Below are 20,992 nucleotides of genomic sequence, written 5' to 3' on the forward strand. Positions count from 1 at the left end.
GCCGAGACGCAGCCTAACTTCACGGCGATAGCCGTGGGGGCGACGGGCATAGCGTCTACAAGTAACGAGACACTTATTAGAACTCGTCGTTGATTACATCCTGGGGCAGGAACACGTTGGTGGTGATGCCATCCTTAGCCGGACGCTTGAGGAACAGGACATAAACCACCTGCCGACCCTTGATGAAAGGACAGAGACGAGCGCGCTCCTTAAGGTCATCAAACAGGCGCTCGGCATATTCGCCCTCGGTCCATTTACATTCGCCTATAAGCACGCGCTTCTTGTCTTGCGACTCGGCCACGATATCGAGTTCTACACTCTTGTCGCGGGAAACGCTACCCCACCATCTTCCGGCGACATTCCATATTGTTCCGTCAATGACATTTCCGCTCACGGCACGACGGCAGAGCATCTCCCAACAGGCTGCCACATAATCGGACAGGCCCGACTGTATCATCCGGCAGACCATCTCTGACCTGCCCAAAGCTATCAACGAACGATTGGGGATGACATAATGGTAGAAGAAGTTCATAAACGGGTCGGCGACCTTGTAGATGCTACGCTTGGTGCTGCGCGGACTTTCCCCGAAGGGGATATCGCGCTCTACAAATCCCAGGTTGATGAGCTTGCCCAGAGGCCGACTCAGTTCCGTGGAAGGCTTACCCATCTTGCCGGCTATCTCGGACAAGCGATTGACGCCGTTGCCGATAAGAGAAAGAAGCGTGGAAGAGAGCGTGGTCTGGGTGAGGTCATCCATAAAGAGGCGGGAAGGTTCCTCATAGAGTGTGCCGTTGACGTCAAGGATATGATAACGCACCGCCTCCATCAGCGAAAGTTCGCGTTCGCGAAGCTCCCAATAACGGGGAACACCTCCCCATACGGCATATTCCTCGATGGTGGCCACGGCGTCGCTCTGCAGGATTTCCTGCAAGAACCGAATCTTGATGGGTGTCAGCTGAATGATGGTGTCGGCGCGGCCATAGAGTGGCTCGGCGGCGTCGAGCACCAGCCCTTGCATCATCTGCTGCGACGAACCGCAAAGGAGTATGGAGTATTTCAGAGCCTTGGTATCGATGAGCTTCTGAAGGACAGACGGCAAGGTACTATCTACCTTCACTAAAAAGGGGAACTCATCAATACAGAGGGTGAAATGCCCAGTAGTGCGGTAGTTAAGCTGCTGGAACAACGATTCCCAGTCAGGATATTCGACCTTGTCAAATCCCGCTAAATGATAACTCAAAGCCTTGGCCAACAGCCTGCGCTGCTGAACGGACTCGGAGTTGTCGGCCATAAAATAGACATCATCATCTCGGAGCACCTTCTTGATGAGGGTGGATTTGCCGAGCCTTCGCCTGCCATACACCACGACAAGGGCAGATGGATGGTCGCCATGGAGGGCGTCGTGGAGACGTCGCTGTTCGTCAATTCTGTCTACAAACTTCATAACTCTACGCTCTTTATATCTGACTACAATTATTATGTTTTGCAAAAATAATGTTTTCGGAACATAATAACAAACAAAAAGGGACTTTTCTTTCATTATTTAACTATTATCCATCGACTTGCGCCATCGGCGGAGCAATGAATACGGAGCCAGGGGGCGTCGGCGAGACCGCAATCGGCGCCAAAACAAGGATAAACGGGCGCCGACACGGGGCCTAAAGGCACGGGGAAAGGACGATTTCGGGTGATTTGTTTGGATAGGACATGAGAAACCGATATAATTGCAGGCAAAATAAGTACAACTATGGGATTTATCAAATGGATAGGACTCTTTAGCGGATTTGCCCAGACACAGAGTGTGCTGGGAGCCATCGCCGGTTTTGTCATCGGCTCGGTTATCGATAGTATATGGAGTGGCGGCAGCAAGCAGACAGCCACAATGTGTCTATCAGTTTTGAAAAAACGATTAAAAAAGTTTCCTACTTGAAAACATTCCTCCAAAAAGAATGAGTTTCTCAGATTTAATTTGTATTTTTGCCATGTCTATCGTCAGATTCTCTTGTTTGTTTGTGCAACACTAAGATAAGTGAATTCTTCGACATGGCAAAATCCTGGGGCGCTCGGCTCTGCCGCTTGGCTTGTCTGAGAACTTTTTGTTGCTCAGGTACTTAAAGAGTTTAATTTGTAATAGTGTTGCGGAATTAAGGATAAGTTTGCATATGCGACCAGTATCCATCAAAAACTAACAGTAACCAAACACCATAAATAACAATTCAACATAACACAATCAAATTAATCACAATATGAAACAGCTGTTTTTGACATTTGCAGCGGCTCTGCTTCTGCTGCCCGCCACGCTGTGGGCCGACACCGCCAAAAAGAAAATAAAATCGGTGGAGATAACGATAGACGCCCCTACTCCAGGAATGGACTTAGAGAAAGCCGAAAAACTCGCCCTGAAAGCGGTGAACACCGCCTACGGCGACCTGTTCAAGAGCGGTGTCATCACAATGCGCGACATCTCATGGGATGGCGAGTTCGGCGAGAACAAGGAGGGCATCCCCACACTGAAGGCTGGATACCCCTACATAGCCACAATTGAGATAGTGATAGACCCAGACGGAGATTACCAGACCGAATGGGTAAAGAGAGACGGTTCCAACGTTCTGTCGACCGAAAACTTCAAGGCCACGGTGAACGGGATACCGGCACGCGTGCTCACAAGCGCACCTTACTTCCCCATTATGGAGGTGAAATTTACCATACCTGGTGGCAAGGCCGGACCGCAGGAGAAAGTTGACCATTTCTCCGACTACGACGTGCTGAAGAAGGAATACCGCTCCACCCTGCCCTACATATCGCGCAAAGAGGCCGACGAAGTATATCCACACTACCACCCGCTGGATGTGCTCGTAGTCGACAAGATCGATCAGCTCTACGAATTCATGCATGAGAAATACATCTCGTCGAGCGGACATGCATACAAAAATCACAACACCCTGCTGATGACCAAGTTGATAATCGACGTAAGCAACGGGGCGGAAAACTACAACATCTCAGAATTCGCAAATACACTCGGTGCCCCATTCTCCTCCACATTCAATCTGAAAGAGGTGTGGCTTAGCCCCAAGGTGGATGCCGTGAAATACGTAAAAGACCTCAACGAGGCCACCGTCGAGCGGCTGTCAAAATGGGGACGCAATTATATGGAACAGAGCACAAAGCTCTACACCGCCAAGGGCACATTGTTCATCCCCGAGAACGCAGGCAAGGCTGTGCTCGACTGTCTGGCTCTCGACGCCACCGAGCCGACATACACCATACGCACATACCGCGGCGATGTGTTTGAGGCACAGAAGGCTGGCGTGGCAGCCACCAAACTTCTCACCTGCACCAAGCATGTGTTCACAGCCAAGATAGAGGCTGCCGACCGCGTGTGCCAGTACAACACATGCAAGCAACCGTTCAAATGGTACTACTCATGCAAGGTTTGCGGCAAGTGCGAACGAAACAAAGCGCACACCTTCAGCGCCAGACCGGCAGCCGAAGTACTGGAATGGCACGACATGAACGAGAACATAGCCAACGACCAGGCATACATCGGCGTAAACGCAGCCGGTGAGCACCTCTACTGGAAGAGCTGCATCTATTGCGGCATCTCACACAGCTATCACATGAGACACCTCACACCCAGAGACCAGAAAATGATGGGTATGGAAGGCTCTTTCGAAGATTTCAAAGTCTCAACGCTCGAAAGTATGAAGAGCGAGGAAGATATATGCCTGCTGGAGACGGAGCTGCCGAGCGACCAGATGTTCATACTGCCACGCAAGTCGGAAGCCAAGATGAGCGTGTGGGCGCAGGACGGCGTAAACCGCGCACTGTGCGACAACCTCATCGACGACGCCGTGCTCGGCAACGACTACACCAAACCCGTCACCCGCAAACAGCTTCGCTCCATCATGACACTGCTCGTGAAGGAGATGTCTGGAAAGGACGCATCAGCCAGTGCCATCGGACTCGACGACGCCTCACTGCCACAGAGCGGCAGCGTGACACGGCAGGAACTGGCGGCATACATACACCGCACACTGCTCTACTTGGAACAGAACTCCGAACTGGCTTACAGCGAATACGAGTCGAGACTGCCGAAATACACCGACCGCGCACAGATAAAGGAATGGGCAAAGGAGCCTATGGCGTTCTGCAACGCCCTGGAAGTGATTGACCCCAAGACAGCAACGACACTCGCACCCAACGAAGTATGCACCATTGAGTTCGCACTCACCACCGCAGAACGCGCCACCATGGCACACCGCACAGGCTGGTATCAGGCTGTGTCTCCCGGCGAATTGGAAGACTTCTGCTCAGCCGCAGGCGAACGCAACCACTATACCTTCGTATCAACATTCGGCAACGGCGACCGCATCTGGGCGTCGCGCGTAAAGAACGGAATGTACAACAGTCTGCCTACAATAGAACCTTTCACCGGCTCACGCTGCTATGTCGACGCAAAAGCACTGCACCCCATACGCGCAAAGATGGGCAAAGACTACATGAAAGGCTCCAACGAAGGCACCGCTGCCGTCAAGAAGATAGTAGACGGAGGCAAAAAGAAAGACAAGAAGAAGGGCTCCAGCATGATGAAAAAAGGCGTGAAAGGGCTTCTGGACATTCTGAAATAGAAACTCTCAAAAAAGCATACGATGTATCATAAACCCCAAACGGTCATTAGCCCGTTTGGGGTTTATCTATATCCAGAGAAGCGCCATCGGCGGGGCAATGAATACGGAGCCTGGGGGCGTCGGCGAGACTGCAACCGGCGACAAAACAGGGGAAAACGGGCACCGACACGGGGCCCAACAGCACGGGGAAAGGACGATTTCGGGTGATTTGTTTGGCTATGACATGAGAAACCGATATATTTGCAGGCAAAATAAGTACAACTATGGGATTTATCAAGTGGATAGGACTCTTTAGCGGATTTGCCCAGACACAGAGTGTGCTGGGAGCCATCGCCGGTTTTGTCATCGGTTCGGTTATCGACAGTATATGGAGTGGCGACAGCAAGCCGACGGCAGCACAAAGCAGCACAGAGACGACAAGCACGAGCGCGGAAGACAGCCGTAGCAGGTTTCTCTTCTCGCTGATGGTGCTGGCGTCGCACGTAATACAGGCCGACGGCAAAATCATGCACTCGGAGATGGAAACGGTGAGGAAATTCCTGCGCAATACGTTCGGCGAAACGAGTGTGGAAGAGGGCAACAACATCCTGCTGAAACTCTTCGAATACCGCAAAAACAGAGGTGAGGCCGAATGGCAGCAGGAGATACGCAAAGTGTGTGATGAGATTGCTGGTTTTATGCCCGTAGAGCACAGACTGCAGCTCATAGACTTCCTCATCGTCATCGCCAAGGCCGACGGTACCGTGCATCCGGCAGAGATAGAAGCCGTAAAGCAGGTGGCCGTCAACCTGGGCGTCACCGAACAGATGGTCAACCAGATGCTGTCGCTCGGCGGCGACTCGCTTGACGACGCCTACCGCGTGCTCGGCATCTCGCCAAGCGCCACCAACGAAGAGGTGAGGGCTGCATACAGAAATATGGTCAAACTCAACCATCCCGACCGTGTGGCTACGCTCGGCGACGACGTCAAGGAAGCCGCCACACGCAAACTGCAGGAGATAAACCGCGCCAAGGAGATGATCTATCAGGCAAGAAACATGTAGGCTCTGGCGACGCCTGCCATGCGGCAGGCAGCAACAGCCGACGATAGAGCAATACCGACGTGCACCAACTGGCATCCTGATGGCGACGGACGGCAGATAAAACTGCGCCAAGAGCCATTCTGCTGCGCTCAGAGCGACTCTCGCGGCACAGGACTATACATCACCCGCAGACACGAAAAAGCCCCGCAACGAGCAAGCAAATGCCGTTGCGGGGCTGTTGATTGTATACCATGTCCGACGGTTAGTCGGCCAACTTGGCAGAGATAAACTCGCGGTTGAGGCGAGCGATGTTGGCGATAGACTCGTTCTTGGGGCATACAGCCTCGCAAGCACGGGTGTTGGTACAGTTACCAAAGCCCAGCTCGTCCATCTTGGCAATCATAGCCTTGGCGCGCTTGGCTGCCTCGGGACGGCCCTGGGGCAGAAGAGCCAGCTGACTAACCTTAGAGCTTACGAAGAGCATGGCTGAACCGTTCTTACAAGCGGCTACACAGGCACCGCAGCCGATACAGGTAGCGCAGTCCATGGCCTCGTCGGCAGCCTCCTTAGAGATAAGGATGGCGTTGGCATCCTGGGCCTGGCCAGTACGTATAGAGGTGTAGCCGCCAGCCTGGATAATCTTGTCAAAGGCACCACGGTCTACCATACAGTCCTTGATAACAGGGAAACCGGCCGAGCGCCAGGGCTCTACGGTGATGACATCGCCATCGTTGAAGCGGCGCATGTAGAGCTGACAGGTGGTAGCGCCACGCTCGGTCTTGCCGTGGGGCACACCGTTAATGTAGAGTGAGCACATACCGCAGATACCCTCGCGGCAGTCGTGATCGAAAACGAAAGGCTCCTGACCAGCCTCGATAAGCTCCTCGTTGAGGATGTCGAGCATCTCAAGGAACGAGGTATCGTCGGGGATGTTCTTCATCTCGTGTGTATCGAAATGGCCCTTGTCTTTGGGTCCGTTCTGCTTCCAATACTTTAGTGTGAATGATATATTCTTAGCCATGATTATTAATTCTTATAGTTACGTGTTTGAACCTTAATTGCCTCGTACTCCAGAGGCTCCTTGATGAGCTCAGGGGCCTTGTTGTCGTCGCCCTGGTATTCCCAGCAGCCTACATAGAAGAAGTGCTCGTCATCGCGCTTAGCCTCGCCCTCCTCGGTCTGGTGCTCCTCGCGGAAGTGGCCACCGCAGCTCTCCTCGCGGTGCAGGGCATCGTAGGCGATAAGCTCGCCCATGAGGATGAAGTCGCGCAGATGGATGGCCTTGTCGAGCTCGACGTTAAGCCCTTCCTTGGTGCCAGGGATGAAGAGGTTGGTATTGAACTCGTCGCGGATGCCTTTGAGCAGCTGCAGACCTTTCTCAAGGCCCTCCTTGGTGCGGCCCATACCCACATGCTCCCACATAATGTGGCCCAGCTCCTTGTGGATAGAGTCGACAGAACGCTTGCCATGGATGTTCATCAGGCGGTCAATCTCAGCCTGAACGCCTTTCTCAGCTTCAGCAAACTCGGGCAGGTCGGTAGAGAGACGGGGCCAGAGATCCTGGTTAGCCAGGTAGTTCTGGATGGTGTAAGGCAGTACGAAGTAACCGTCAGCCAGACCCTGCATAAGGGCAGAAGCGCCCAAACGGTTGGCACCGTGGTCAGAGAAGTTACACTCACCGATAGCAAACAGACCGGGAACGGTGGTCTGGAGCTCATAGTCTACCCAGATACCACCCATAGTGTAGTGGATGGCGGGGAAGATCATCATGGGGTTGTAGTACTTCACGCCGTCAATCTCGCGGGCCAGCTTGCCGGGGTTGACGTCGGTAATCTCCTCATACATGTCGAAGAGGTTGCCGTAACGCTGGAGAATCTCGTCGATACCGAGACGGTTGATAGACTCAGAGAAGTCGAGGAATACGGCCAGACCGGTGTTGTTAACGCCATAGCCCTTGTCGCAGCGCTCCTTGGCTGCACGTGAGGCCACGTCGCGCGGAACGAGATTACCGAAGGCAGGATAGCGACGCTCCAAGTAATAGTCGCGGTCTTCCTCGGGTATATCAGAACCCTGGATTTCACCAGCCTGCAGACGCTTGGCGTCCTCAAGTTTCTTGGGAACCCAGATACGGCCGTCGTTACGCAGCGACTCAGACATCAGGGTCAGCTTGCTCTGCTTGTCACCGTGAACGGGGATACAGGTGGGGTGAATCTGTACGTAGCAGGGGTTGGCAAAGTATGCGCCCTTGCGGTAGCACTGAACGGCAGCGGTACAGTTGCAACCCATAGCATTGGTAGAGAGGAAGTAGGTGTTGCCATAACCACCGGTGGCGATAACCACAGCATTGGCAGAGAAGCGCTCGAGCTCGCCGCTCACCAGGTTCTTGGCGATGATACCACGGGCGTGGCCGTCAACGATTACCACATCCTCCATCTCGTAGCGGGTGTAGAGCTTCACCTTGCCAGCCTGAACCATGCGGCTCAGAGAAGAGTAGGCACCGAGCAGCAGCTGCTGGCCGGTCTGACCCTTGGCATAGAAGGTACGTGATACCTGGGCACCACCAAAAGAGCGGTTGGCAAGCATACCACCATACTCGCGGGCGAAAGGTACACCCTGGGCTACACACTGGTCGATGATATTGTTAGACACCTCAGCCAGACGGTATACGTTGGCCTCGCGGGCACGATAGTCACCACCCTTTACGGTGTCATAGAAAAGACGATATACTGAGTCGCCGTCGTTCTGATAGTTCTTGGCGGCATTGATACCACCCTGGGCGGCGATAGAGTGAGCACGACGGGGAGAGTCCTGGATGCAGAAGTTGAGCACGTTGAATCCCATCTCACCGAGTGAGGCGGCAGCACTGGCACCAGCCAGACCTGTACCTACGACGATGACATCGAGCTTGAGTTTGTTCTTGGGGTTAACCAGGCGCTGATGAGCCTTGTAATTGGTCCATTTCTCAGCTACTGGACCCTCGGGTATTCTTGAATTTAAAGTCTTAGCCATAATTACTATTACTTTTTCGATTGTTACATGAATTAATTACTTAGGCGATTCAGCAGAGGCTGGGGGCACAATTGAAGGCAAAAGCCAGAACCACTACTACAAAGGCGAGCATGAGCAGACTGGTGTAAACCACGCTGATGCACTGCCAACGCTTGAACCATACCTTGCCACTTACGCCGAGGGTCTGCATAGAACTCCAGAAACCGTGAGCGAGGTGGAACCACAGAGCGGCAAGCCACACGAGATACAGCACTACATAAACAGGATTCTTGAAGGTGTCCTGGATGAAGGCGAAGCCTTCGTGGGGCAGATGGCCAACAGCCATACCGGTAAGCTCGGCAAACATCATGTTGTACCAGAAGTTGAAGAGGTGGAGCAGCAGACCCAGCAGGATGATGATACCCAGCACGAGCATGTTCTGCGAAGCCCACTCTACCTTCTCGGGCTTGACGGTTACCTCGTAGCGTGAAGCGCCACGCGCACGACGGTTCTGTGCGGTGAGGATAAACGCATACACGATGTGACACACTGCGAGAGCAGCCAGACCAAGAGTAGCCACGAGGGCATACCAGTTGGCACCAAGCAACTCACAAATCATGTTGTAGGCTTTACCCGAAAATAGGGCTACAACGTTCATACAGCAATGGAACGTCAGAAAAAGGATAAGCGCAATGCCGGTTACAGACATCACTACCTTTCTACCAATAGATGAATTGATTAACCACATAAATGATTGTAATTTAATTATTTAATTGTTAGTAATGTTATATCATGACAATACTACCGAGAGCCACTACCATAGACCCTAAAATGACTGCTCGCACATTATTATAAGGTATGATAGAGGCTCAGCGGATGCAAAAATACTATATTTTTATTATAATTCAAAGCAAAACCATCAAAAAATTGGATTTAATTTCTTACTTTTGCGGAAAATATTACAACATAATGAAATTTGATTATGATGTGATAGTAATCGGAGGCGGACACGCAGGCTGCGAAGCCGCTGCCGCAGCTGCCCGGATGGGCGCTCGGACGTGCCTGATTACTATGGACATGAACAAGATTGGACAGATGAGCTGTAACCCGGCCATCGGTGGCATAGCTAAAGGACAGATAGTCAGGGAGATTGATGCTCTCGGCGGTCAGACCGGAATCGTCACCGACGCCACTGCCATACAGTTCAGAATGCTCAATCAGGGAAAAGGCCCAGCCGTTTGGTCGCCAAGGGCGCAATGCGACAGGGGAAAGTTCATCTGGAAATGGCGCGAAATACTTGACCACACCGACAATCTGGATATCTGGCAGGACCAGGCAGACACACTCATCGTCAAAGACGGTGTGGCTGTGGGAGTTACCACCATCTGGGGAGTAACATTCCATGCCCGCGCGGTGGTGGTGACGGCAGGCACATTCCTCAACGGACTCATGCACATCGGCAAGCATAAGGTGCCGGGTGGCAGATGCGCCGAGCCGGCTGTCCTGAACTTCAGCGAGAGCATAGCCAGCCACGGCATACGCGTAGGGCGTATGAAGACGGGCACGCCCGTACGCATCGACCGACGAAGTGTACACTTCGAAGACACAGAGGAGCAACCCGGCGAACAGGGATTTCATCAGTTCAGTTATATGGCTCCTCTCCGCACACTGCAGCAACTGCCTTGTTGGACCTGTTATACCAACAAGCAATCTCACGACATACTCCGCAGCGGACTGGCAGACTCGCCGCTCTTCAACGGGCAGATACAGAGCACCGGACCGCGCTACTGCCCGTCGATAGAGACCAAGCTCGTCACCTTTCCCGGCAAGGAGCAGCACCCGCTGTTTCTCGAGCCCGAAGGGGAGAATACCAATGAGATGTATCTCAATGGCTTCTCGTCGAGCATGCCTATCGACATACAGCTGCAGGCACTCCACGCCATCCCCGCACTGCGCGACGCGCGCTTCTATCGCCCGGGCTACGCCATCGAGTACGACTACTTCGACCCCACCCAGCTCGACCACTCGCTGGAGTCCAAGGTCGTCAGCGGGCTCTTCCTCGCCGGACAGGTCAATGGCACCACGGGCTACGAAGAGGCTGCAGGACAGGGTCTCGTGGCGGGCATCAACGCTGCCATCAAGTGTGGCGGAGGCCAGCCGTTTGTCATGGCGCGCGACGAGAGTTATATAGGTGTGCTCATCGACGACCTCACCACCAAGGGGGTCGACGAGCCTTACCGCATGTTTACCTCGCGCGCAGAATACCGTATACTTCTGCGACAGGATGATGCCGACGCCCGACTCACTGAGCGTGCCTATCACCTCGGAGTGGCATCGCGCGAGCGCTACGACTGGTGGTTGCAGAAGCGCGAGGGCATAGAGCGCATCATCGACTTCTGCGCCAGCACCAGCGTCAAGCCCGCCGACATCAACCCGTGGCTCGAGAGCATCGGCACTACCCCACTCCGCATGGGATGCAAGGTCGCCGACCTCGTCAGCCGTCCCCAGGTGAGCATCCAGCAGATGGCCGACGCCGTGCCCCAGCTCCGCGCACTGATAGAGGGTCTGCCCAACCGCAAGGAGGAAACCAGCGAGGCGGCAGAAATCAAAATCAAGTATAAGGGTTACATCGAGCGCGAACGCATCATTGCCGACAAGATGCACAGACTGGAGAATATCAAGATTAGGGGTCGCTTCAAGTACAGCGAGCTCCACGAAATCTCGACCGAGGGTCGCCAGAAGCTCGAGAAGATTAACCCCGAGACCCTGGCACAGGCAAGCCGCATCCCTGGAGTGTCACCCAGCGACATCAATGTGCTGCTGGTACTTATGGGAAGGTAGTTTCACGTGAAACAAGGATAAATCTATAAATATTATAATTGCAATGAACAACGAAGTATTAATGAAGAATTTACGCTGCATTCCCGACTGGCCAATCAAGGGCGTAAATTTCAGAGATGTAACCACGCTCTTCAAGAGCGCCGAATGTCTTAGGATTATTACCAATGAGATGGTAGACCTCTACAAGGACAAGGGCATTACCAAGATTGTGGGTATCGAGAGCCGAGGCTTTGTGATGTCGTCGGCAGTGGCACTCCAGCTCAACGCAGGCATCGTTCTCTGCCGCAAGCCTGGCAAGCTGCCCTGCGAGACCGTACAGGAGAGCTACGCCAAGGAGTATGGCATCGACACCATCGAAATCCACAAGGACGCCATCAACGAGAACGATGTGGTGTTGCTCCACGACGACCTGCTCGCTACCGGCGGAACCATGAAGGCTGCCTGTGACCTGGTCAAGAAGTTCAACCCCAAAAAGGTGTACTGCAACTTCATCATCGAACTTGTCAATGAGGGCCTCAATGGCCGAGATGCTTTCGACGACGATATCGAAGTGACATCTCTCATACAGGTTTAATATTTTAGCAAGAGCGGCCTTTAGGCTTTGCGTCATTCCCGTGCCCCACTCCACCATCCTGACAACTGTCGGAACCATCGCTGGCGGGCATGAAACAATGACGGTAAAGATTAAAGGCCGCTTAAAGTTTCACGTGAAACTTTAAGCGGCTATTTCATTTGTTTCCAATAGGTTTAAGCATGAAGAAAGAGAAAGAGGAACTATTGGCAAGACTCAAAAACATTGTCCTCAATATGCCGGAGAAACCGGGCAGTTATCAGTTCTATGACAAGGACCACACCATCATTTACGTGGGAAAAGCCAAGAGGCTGAAGAGCCGTGTTTCGTCTTACTTCCATACCGAGGTCGATAGGTTCAAGACCAAGGTGCTGGTGTCCAAAATCTGCGACATCACCTACACGGTGGTCAACACCGAAGAAGACGCGCTGCTGCTCGAAAACAGCCTGATCAAGCGTTACAACCCGCGCTATAATGTGCTGCTCAAAGACGGAAAGACCTACCCCAGCATCTGTATCACCAAGGAGTATCTGCCTCGAATTTTCAAGACGCGTACCATCAACCGCAAGGGCGGACAATACTTTGGCCCCTACAGCCACATCAGTAGCATGTACAACATTCTCGACCTAATCGGCAAAATTTACAAGCCGCGCAAGTGCCATTTCCCTATTTCCGCCGAAGGCATCGCTGCCGGTAAGTACAAGCCTTGCCTCGAATACCACATTCATAATTGTGGTGCGCCGTGTTGTGGTCGTCAGAGCTACGAGGATTATATGGAATGTATCCGCCAGGCACGCGAAATCCTCAAGGGCAATACGCGCGAGTTGAGCGAGTTGCTGTATCAGCAGATGCAGCAGCTGTCTGCAGCGCTCAAGTTCGAGGAGGCCGAGCAGGTCAAGCAGCGCTATATGCTGCTCCAGGGCTTCGTGAGCCGCAGCGAGGTGGTGAGCCACACCATTACCGACGTCGATGTATTCAGCATTATTGACGACGAGGCGTCGCGGAATGCATATATCAACTATATTCACGTGAAAAACGGCACCATCAACCAGAGTTTCACCTTTGAATATAAGCGTAAGCTCAATGAAACATGCGAAGAACTGCTCATTGACGCCATTCCCGAGATTCGCGACCGCTTCCAGAGCACAGCGCGCGAAGTAATAGTGCCGTTCGAACTGTCGTGGCAGCTCAGCAACGTCACCTTCACGGTGCCGCAACGGGGCGACAAGCGCCATCTGCTGGAGTTGTCTGAAATGAACAGCCGGCAGTACAAGTTTGACAGGCTCAAACAGGCCGAAAAGCTCAACCCTGAGCAGAAGCAGACGCGCCTGATGAAGGAGCTGCAGGCCAAACTGAAGCTGCCCAAGCTCCCCTACCACATCGAGTGTTTCGACAACTCCAATATCTCTGGCTCCGACGCCGTGGCGGGTTGCGTGGTGTTCAAGGGCATGCGCCCCGCCAAGAAGGAATACCGCAAATACAACATCAAGACCGTCGTCGGACCCGACGATTATGCGTCTATGCAGGAGGTAGTGCGCCGCCGCTATCAGCGCATGACCGACGAGCATCAGCCGTTGCCCGACCTGATTATCACCGATGGCGGCAAGGGCCAGATGGATGTCGTATCGGCTGTCGTCAATGGCGAGATGGGACTCAATATTGCCGTGGCTGGACTCGCCAAGGACGACCGCCACCGCACCAATGAACTGCTCTTCGGCGACCCCATTTGCACGGTGGCGCTCGATGTCAAGAGCGAGCTTTTCCATGCCCTCACGCGCATCCAGGACGAGGTTCACCGCTACGCCATCACCTTCCACCGCGACAAGCGGTCCAAGCACGCGCTCCACTCTCAGCTCGACGACATCCGAGGCATAGGCCCCAAGACGCGCGAGGCGCTCCTGAAACAGTTCAAGACGGTCAAGGCCATCCGCGAGGCTTCGCTCCCAACCCTCTCCGCCTCAGTGGGTAACGCCAAGGCCAAGGTGATTTACGACCATTTCCACCCCGCAAGCGAGTAGCTCTCTCCCACTCCACTCGTTAACCCATTGACTATCAGCGCAGTAGCCTCCGCCGCTGCGCTGATAGTCTTTTTATGTCCCGCCGTCAGTGACAGCATCAGCGGTACTGTATTACATATAACAACAGCCCACCACGACCACCTTTCCGACCTTCACAGCAATCATAGCGATTACATCGCCAACCATGCAGTTTAGATCTGAAAGCATGCAGTTTGCATCTACAATCATGGAGGGTACCTCTGCAAAGCTGGAGGGTACCTCTGCGAGGCTGGAGAGCCCCTCTGCGAGGCTGGAGGGTATCTCTACACCCACGGCAGACCAAAACGCCGCTACAGAGGCTCTCAGAGGGCTCTGAATGGCTGTTGCAGACGATATTTCGACCCTCGCGAGTAAAAATAAAACAAATGATGGGTTAAATTATGGCAAATTTAGTATATTTGCAGATTATAGCACAACGATAGTCACTATGAGAATTGTCATACAGCGCGTTTCGCGCGCATCGGTCACCATAGACAGCGAGGTCAAATCATCCATCGGCAAAGGCTACCTTATCCTTGTAGGCATAGAAGGCGCCGACACGCACGAGGATGCCGACTGGCTGGTACACAAGGTTATAGGTCTGCGCGTCTTTGAGGACGAACAGGGAGTCATGAACCGTGATATCCTGTCGGTACAGGGCGAGATACTCGTGGTATCACAGTTCACGCTCTTCGCGAGTTACAAGAAGGGCAACCGCCCGGCATGGTTCCGAGCCGCTACGCACGACGTATCGGTGCCCCTGTACAACTACTTCTGCACCCGAATGAGCGAGGCGCTCGGCAAGCAGGTAGGCACGGGCGAGTTTGGCGCCGACATGAAGGTAGAACTGGTCAACGACGGCCCTGTGACCATCTGTATGGACACCAAGAACAAAGAGTAAACTATAGCAATGAACAACATGAATATCAAGACTATCGCAAAAATTGTGGCGCTTGCCATCATACTGCTCAGCAAGACTCTGGAGCGCCTGCTCCACCTCTCGGCAGCAGCCGTGGCGTGGGTGGGCGCCGCCATCATGTTCGGCATATTGCTCCAGACGCTCATCCAGATTCTCCGCACCGGCATCGCAACGGGCGTGTGGCACAAGGGCATGCTCGCCTACTATGCGGTGATTACCCTCATCTTCGCCTTCTTGACCGTGATGCTCGCCATGCGGGCTATGATAGACGGCGTAATAGCCTGAACCACAGCAGCCTTCAACTAAGTGATAGATATGAACGAAATCAAGGAAACGGCCATCTGGCTCATCAACATCCTGGGCATGCTCGCCATCGTGGTGGGCGGAATCTTGATGAAGAGCGCCACGTGGCTCATCATAGGCGGCATCATGTGTACCATCTACTACACCATCACCGCCCTGCGCAACTGGAAGGACAAGCGCCGAAGCGCCGTGGTCTACCTCATCATGGCCCTGACGCTCTTGGGCATAATCGCAGCATACCTCCTAACCCACTGATTATGACTATACAAGAAGCACAACAACGAGTAGACGAATGGATAAGGCAGTATGGAGTGCGCTACTTCTCTGAGCTCACCAATATGGCTTGCCTCACCGAAGAGGTGGGCGAACTGGCACGCGTCATGGCGCGCACCTATGGTGACCAGAGCTTCAAGGCGGGCGAAAAGCCCAACCTGGGCGAAGAGATGGCCGATGTGCTGTGGGTGCTCATCTGCCTCGCCAACCAGACGGGCATAGACCTCACCGCCGAGCTCGAAAAGAGCTTTGAAAAGAAGACCCGCCGCGACGCCACGCGCCATATCAACAACAGCAAACTGTAACTTTAGGACAATCATTAATAACCCAAACAATATGACAGACATTAAGAACGTTGACAAGTATCAGCAGGCGCTGAACAAGTACAACCTCAACATCACCGATGCTGAAGTTGCCGAAGAAGTAAAGAAAATCGTAGAAAAAGCAGCTGAGAACAATACCGACGAGGTTCACCGCTTCCTTCTGGGCAGCATCGAGCTGACCTCGCTCCGTACCACCGACACCGAAGAAGAGATTCTGGCTATGGTAGAGCGTGTTAACAACTTTTCCAAGGACTACAAGGAACTGCCCCACGTGGCTGCCGTATGCACCTATCCCTGCTTCGCCAAACTGGTGAGCGAGAGCCTGGAGGTAGACGGTGTAGAGATAACCAACGTATGTGCCTCGTTCCCCTCTTCTCAGACCTTCATCGAGGTCAAGATTGCCGAGACTGCGCTCGCAGTCAAGGATGGCGCCACCGAGATTGACATCGTGCAGTCGGTGGGCAAGTATCTGTCGGGCGACTATGAGACTGTGGCCGATGAAATCAGCGAAATCAAGGATATTTGCGGCGAAGTGCCACTCAAGGTAATCCTCGAGACAGGCGACCTGCCATCGATGGCCGACGTGAAACGTGCCTCTATCATCGCCATGTATGCCGGAGCCGACTATATCAAGACATCTACCGGCAAGGAGAAGGTTTCGGCCACTCCCGAGGCTGTCTACGTGATGTGCCAGGCCATCAAGGAGTACTACGACGAGACCGGCATCCAGATTGGCTTGAAGCCCGCAGGCGGTATCAATACCGTGATGGACGCTGTGACCTACTACACCATCGTCAAGGAGGTGCTGGGCGAGAAGTGGCTCACCAACAAGTGGTTCCGCTTGGGCACCAGCCGTCTTACCAACCTGCTTATCAGCACAATCGAGGGCAAAGAGGTAAAATACTTCTAACCCCACAGCCTTCCCCACAAGGGATGGCATAACGCCTAAGGGCGATGCAGACCGCGCAGTCTGCATCGCCCTTTTTGCATCCACCTCCGCGCGCGTTCCCCGTTCATCCAGAGTCATTTCGACCATCCCGACAACTCGGCGGAGGTCACGTTGGCGATAATTTCATGGTGCGAAACGCTGAGTGCATGGTGTGAAACGCTGTTTTCATGGTTTGCATTACTTTTATCACGCCCCGCATCCTCGGTTTCACGCCTCGCAATACGGCCGAAAACAATCAGTGCATCATATTACACGTTGATGGCTAAATGATGCACTGACGAGGGGAAAATCGCGATGAATTGGGGATTATTTGTTGCGCTTGATGACGTAGTCGAGATAAGCTCTAAGTGCCTGGCGTATATCGTCCTGATGGATATACGTATCGATGAAGTGGCAGGCTTCATCGTGAAACTCCCACATGCGGCGCTCGGCATATTCTATACCGCCGTTGGCCTTGGTATAGGCGACAAGTTTGCCGATTTCATCGGTGCTGATGCTGCGGTCTTTCACCTTGTAAGCCAGCTCTCTGATTTCGGCGGGCGCATCGTGGTTCACAGCGTAGATGGCGGGCAGCGTGAGCTTGCCTTCAGCCATGTCGTTGCCGGTGGGTTTGCCTATGTCGGCACTGTCGTAATAGTCGAAGATGTCGTCGCGTATCTGGAAGACGATACCAAGGTTCTGGCCGAAGCGGGCAGCAGCCTCAATCTCCTCGTCGGTGGCTCCCGACGCCAGCGCACCAATGGAGGCACACGCCTCGAAGAGTGCAGCGGTCTTACCTTTTATTATATTATAGTAGACGTCCTCCGAGATGTCACGGTTGGATATGTTGGAAAGCTGCAGGATTTCACCGTCTGAGAGTGTACGCCCCAACTGCGCCAGATAACGGATAATGCGCTCACGATGAGTGTAAGAGACATGGAGCAGAGCGGTAGAGAGAATGTAGTCGCCCACAAGCACACTCACCTTGTTGTCATAGATGGCGTTGACAGAAGCCTGGCCGCGTCTTTCGGCGCTTTCATCGACCACATCGTCGTGCACCAGCGACGCTGTGTGCAGCAACTCCAGTCCTATGGCTGCATGCTGGGTTACCTCGGTTACGGCTCCGAAACTTTTGGCTATCAGCAGGATGAGAATGGGTCGCATACGCTTGCCGCCGCGCTGGCGGATATGGTTCAGGGCTTGCGCCAGCATGCCATCCTCGTGGTCGAGCGAGCGGTTGAACATCTCGATGAAATCGGCCAATTCTGCAGATATCGGCGCCTTGATAACTGTTTGATAATCCATGACTATGAGTATTTTGTTGCAAAATTACAGATATTTTCTGTCATTATCTAATTTATTTTCGTAATTTTACACACCTAAAGCAATTAGAACTATGGACAGACTCTTTCTATTGGACGCCTATGCACTTATATATAGGTCGTACTACGCATTCCTCAAAAACCCACGCATCAACTCCAAGGGACTCAATACATCGGCTATAATGGGGTTCGTCAATACCCTCAACGAGGTGATAACCAAGGAGCAGCCCACATACATGGCTGTGGCTTTCGACCACGGCAAGACCTTCCGTCACGAGGCTTTCCCCGCCTACAAGGCACAGCGCGAGGAGACGCCCGAGGACATCCGGGCGAGCGTGCCCATCATCAAGGACATCCTCGAGGCTTACCATATACCCGTGCTCCAGGCCGACGGCTTCGAGGCCGACGATGTGATAGGCACCCTTGCCACCGCTGCCGGACGCGAGGGCATCGAGACCTACATGCTCACCCCCGACAAGGACTACGGACAGCTCGTGGGGGGCAATGTCTATATCTACCGACCCCGTCATGGTGGCGGTTACGACACGCTGGGCGAAAGCGAGGTGACGCAGAAGTATGGTATAGCGACCACCGCACAGGTCATCGACCTGCTGGCGCTTATGGGCGACTCGGCCGACAACTTCCCGGGATGTCCGGGAGTGGGCGAGAAGACTGCCGCGAAACTCATCACACAATTTGGGAGTATCGACAACATGCTCGCACATACCGACGAGATCAAAGGCAAGTTGAGAGAGAAAGTTGAAGGTGCCGTCGACGACATACGCATGAGCCTGTTCCTGGCGACCATAAGGACCGACGTGCCCATAGCGCTCGATTTGGAAAAAATGAAGATGACCTCGCCCGACGAGGAGCGACTCGAGAAAATCTTCCAGGAACTCGAGTTCAGAGCCCTGACCGACAAAATTATTAAAAAAGTTAAAAATACGCCGAAAAACGACGATTTGCAGCTCGATTTGTTTGGCGAATTTGCGGCCGAGAGCCAAGGCGAGCCAAAAAATGCGAGTATTTTGGGCCTCAAAGAGACCCCCCACGATTACAAACTTATTGAATCAGAAGAAGAAGCACGAAAAATACGTGATTATTTCTTGACAAAAGAAATCTTGAGTTTTGATACAGAAACGACATCGACCAACGCCATCGACGCCGAATTGGTCGGTCTGAGCTTCGCGGTCGAAGAATTCAAGGCCATCTATGTCGCCGTGCCCGCAGAGAGGGAAGCGGCGCAGCGCATGGTCGACATTTTCCGTCCGCTCTACGAAGACGAGCACATCATGAAGGTAGGACAGAACATCAAGTACGACTACGAGGTGTTGCGTCGTTATGGGATAGAGGTGCGCGGACCAATGTTCGACACCATGCTCGCCCACTACATCGTGCAGCCCGAGCTTCACCACAACATGGACTACATGGCCGAGACGCTGCTGGGCTACCAGACGATACACATCGACCAGCTCATCGGACCCCGAGGTAAAGGTCAGCGGTCTATGCGTGACCTCCAGCCCCAGGAAGTATATGAGTATGCTGCCGAAGATGCCGACGTGACGCTCAGACTGAAGAACGTGCTCGAGCAGAAGCTCAAGGAGGTCGACGGCGAACGCCTCTTCTACGACATCGAGATGCCACTGGTGCCCGTACTGGCCGAGATGGAGCTCACCGGAGTATGCTTGGACACCGCCGCACTGGCAGAGACAGGCAAGAAATTCAACCGCCGACTCGCCGAATACGAACAGAAGATATATGCCGAGGCCGGCGAGACATTCAATATATCCAGTCCCAAGCAGGTGGGAGATATTCTCTTTGGCAAGATGAAGATTGTAGACAAGCCAAAGAAGACCAAGACAGGCCAGTATGTCACCTCGGAAGAGGTGCTGACCCAGTTGCGCAGCCGCGCGCCCATCGTCGACGACATACTGAGTTACAGAGGGTTGAAGAAGTTGCTCGGCACCTATATCGAGGCGCTTCCCCGACTCATCAACCCCCGCACAGGCCACATCCACACCTGCTTCAACCAGGCCATCACCGCCACGGGGCGCCTCAGTTCGTCTGACCCCAACCTGCAGAATATCCCCATCCGCGACGACGACGGCAAGGAGATACGCAAGAGCTTCGTGCCCGAGCCGGGATGCCTCTTCTTCTCTGCCGACTACTCGCAGATAGAGCTCCGCATCATGGCCCATCTCTCGCAGGACGAACACATGCTCGACGCCTTCCGCAGCGGCACCGACATCCATGCCGCCACAGCCGCCAAGATATGGCACGTGCCGGTCGAAGAGGTCACGCCCGAGCAGCGCAAGAAAGCCAAGCAAGCCAACTTCGGCATCATCTATGGCATCAGCACCTACGGACTGGCGCAGCGTATGAATATCAGCAACTCAGAGGCGCGCCAGCTCATCGACGACTATTTCGCCACCTTCCCACGCGTCAAGGCATACATGGACGAGGCCATCGCCACCTGCCGCGAGAAGGGGTACGCCGAAACCATCTACCACCGCCGACGCTATCTGCCCGATATAGCATCGCGCAACGCCACCGTGAGAGGCTTCGCCGAACGCAACGCCATCAACGCGCCCATCCAGGGCTCGGAGGCCGACATCATCAAGGTGGCAATGATACACATATTCAAGCGGTTCGCCACCGAAGGACTGCGCTCGAGGATGATACTGCAGGTACACGATGAACTCAACTTCAGCGTCTATCCCGAGGAGCGCGAGCAGGTAGAGCGTATCGTCATCGAGGAGATGGAAAACGCCTGCCGACTCAGCATCCCGCTTACCGCCGATGCAGGCTGGGGCGCCAACTGGCTCGAAGCCCATTGAC

General features: G+C 53.7%; 17 protein-coding genes. 12 read left to right on the forward strand and 5 right to left on the reverse strand.

The window, feature by feature from the left end; genetic code table 11:
• Window positions 1–76: 76 nt before the first annotated feature.
• A complete protein-coding gene (locus CIK94_RS01165) occupies window positions 77–1,444 on the reverse strand; it encodes an ATP-binding protein (protein WP_094420822.1) in 1,368 nt (455 codons plus the stop codon).
• Between the two features lie 303 nt (window positions 1,445–1,747).
• Here CIK94_RS01165 and CIK94_RS01170 point away from each other — a divergent pair, with 303 nt between their 5' ends.
• The 3 genes from CIK94_RS01170 (at window position 1,748) to CIK94_RS01180 (ending at window position 5,671) form a co-directional block, all read left to right on the forward strand.
• Complete coding sequence (locus tag CIK94_RS01170; protein WP_094420824.1) at window positions 1,748–1,930, forward strand: hypothetical protein; 183 nt, start codon at window positions 1,748–1,750, stop codon at window positions 1,928–1,930.
• A 316-nt stretch (window positions 1,931–2,246) separates the two neighbouring features.
• A complete protein-coding gene (locus CIK94_RS01175) occupies window positions 2,247–4,628 on the forward strand; it encodes a hypothetical protein (RefSeq protein ID WP_094420826.1) in 2,382 nt (793 codons plus the stop codon).
• Window positions 4,629–4,891: 263 nt separating this feature from the next.
• Window positions 4,892–5,671 (forward strand): TerB family tellurite resistance protein, encoded by a 780-nt coding sequence (locus CIK94_RS01180; RefSeq protein ID WP_094420828.1) that lies wholly within the window; start codon window positions 4,892–4,894, stop codon window positions 5,669–5,671.
• A 241-nt stretch (window positions 5,672–5,912) separates the two neighbouring features.
• On the opposite strand, the gene CIK94_RS01185 is transcribed toward CIK94_RS01180, so the two are convergent.
• From CIK94_RS01185 to CIK94_RS01195, 3 genes are read right to left on the reverse strand one after another with little or no spacing between them, the layout of a single operon-like run.
• Window positions 5,913–6,671, reverse strand: a complete 759-nt coding sequence (locus CIK94_RS01185) for a succinate dehydrogenase/fumarate reductase iron-sulfur subunit (RefSeq protein ID WP_094420830.1) — start codon at window positions 6,669–6,671, stop codon at window positions 5,913–5,915.
• Between the two features lie 5 nt (window positions 6,672–6,676).
• Complete coding sequence (locus CIK94_RS01190) at window positions 6,677–8,659, reverse strand: fumarate reductase/succinate dehydrogenase flavoprotein subunit (RefSeq protein WP_094420832.1); 1,983 nt, start codon at window positions 8,657–8,659, stop codon at window positions 6,677–6,679.
• Between the two features lie 49 nt (window positions 8,660–8,708).
• Window positions 8,709–9,386, reverse strand: coding sequence for a succinate dehydrogenase/fumarate reductase cytochrome b subunit (locus CIK94_RS01195; RefSeq protein WP_094420834.1), 678 nt, complete (start codon window positions 9,384–9,386; stop codon window positions 8,709–8,711).
• A 221-nt stretch (window positions 9,387–9,607) separates the two neighbouring features.
• Here CIK94_RS01195 and mnmG point away from each other — a divergent pair, with 221 nt between their 5' ends.
• The 8 genes from mnmG to deoC all read left to right on the forward strand — a co-directional run bounded on the left by mnmG (window position 9,608) and on the right by deoC (window position 16,814).
• Window positions 9,608–11,479, forward strand: a complete 1,872-nt coding sequence (gene mnmG / locus CIK94_RS01200; protein WP_094389231.1) for a tRNA uridine-5-carboxymethylaminomethyl(34) synthesis enzyme MnmG — start codon at window positions 9,608–9,610, stop codon at window positions 11,477–11,479.
• A 43-nt stretch (window positions 11,480–11,522) separates the two neighbouring features.
• Complete coding sequence (locus tag CIK94_RS01205; RefSeq protein WP_094389232.1) at window positions 11,523–12,053, forward strand: adenine phosphoribosyltransferase; 531 nt, start codon at window positions 11,523–11,525, stop codon at window positions 12,051–12,053.
• Window positions 12,054–12,232: 179 nt separating this feature from the next.
• Window positions 12,233–14,068: an excinuclease ABC subunit UvrC gene (uvrC, locus tag CIK94_RS01210; RefSeq protein ID WP_094420836.1), complete on the forward strand. Its 1,836-nt coding sequence runs from the start codon at window positions 12,233–12,235 to the stop codon at window positions 14,066–14,068.
• A gap of 466 nt (window positions 14,069–14,534) precedes the next feature.
• Window positions 14,535–14,987, forward strand: a complete 453-nt coding sequence (gene dtd, locus CIK94_RS01215) for a D-aminoacyl-tRNA deacylase (RefSeq protein WP_094387583.1) — start codon at window positions 14,535–14,537, stop codon at window positions 14,985–14,987.
• Window positions 14,988–14,996: 9 nt separating this feature from the next.
• Window positions 14,997–15,290 (forward strand): hypothetical protein, encoded by a 294-nt coding sequence (locus CIK94_RS01220; protein ID WP_094420838.1) that lies wholly within the window; start codon window positions 14,997–14,999, stop codon window positions 15,288–15,290.
• Between the two features lie 30 nt (window positions 15,291–15,320).
• The gene (locus CIK94_RS01225) at window positions 15,321–15,563 is read left to right on the forward strand and encodes a hypothetical protein (RefSeq protein WP_094420840.1); all 243 of its coding nucleotides are present in this window, start codon (window positions 15,321–15,323) and stop codon (window positions 15,561–15,563) included.
• 2 nt (window positions 15,564–15,565) lie between these two features.
• Entirely contained in the window at window positions 15,566–15,886 is a 321-nt protein-coding gene (locus CIK94_RS01230; protein ID WP_022311227.1) for a nucleotide pyrophosphohydrolase, read from the forward strand.
• Window positions 15,887–15,917: 31 nt separating this feature from the next.
• Window positions 15,918–16,814, forward strand: coding sequence for a deoxyribose-phosphate aldolase (gene deoC, locus CIK94_RS01235; protein WP_094420842.1), 897 nt, complete (start codon window positions 15,918–15,920; stop codon window positions 16,812–16,814).
• A 345-nt stretch (window positions 16,815–17,159) separates the two neighbouring features.
• Here the strand turns inward: deoC and CIK94_RS01240 are convergent, their stop codons facing one another.
• Window positions 17,160–18,137, reverse strand: a complete 978-nt coding sequence (locus CIK94_RS01240) for a polyprenyl synthetase family protein (protein WP_022311229.1) — start codon at window positions 18,135–18,137, stop codon at window positions 17,160–17,162.
• A gap of 91 nt (window positions 18,138–18,228) precedes the next feature.
• On the opposite strand from CIK94_RS01240, the gene polA reads away from it, so the two are divergent.
• On the forward strand, window positions 18,229–20,991 hold the full coding sequence (gene polA / locus CIK94_RS01245; RefSeq protein WP_094420844.1) for a DNA polymerase I: 2,763 nt from the start codon (window positions 18,229–18,231) through the stop codon (window positions 20,989–20,991).
• The last annotated feature ends 1 nt before the right edge of the window (window position 20,992 follow it).

It is taken from the genome of Prevotella sp. P4-51, from assembly GCF_002251455.1.
In the GTDB taxonomy this organism is placed as follows: domain Bacteria; phylum Bacteroidota; class Bacteroidia; order Bacteroidales; family Bacteroidaceae; genus Prevotella.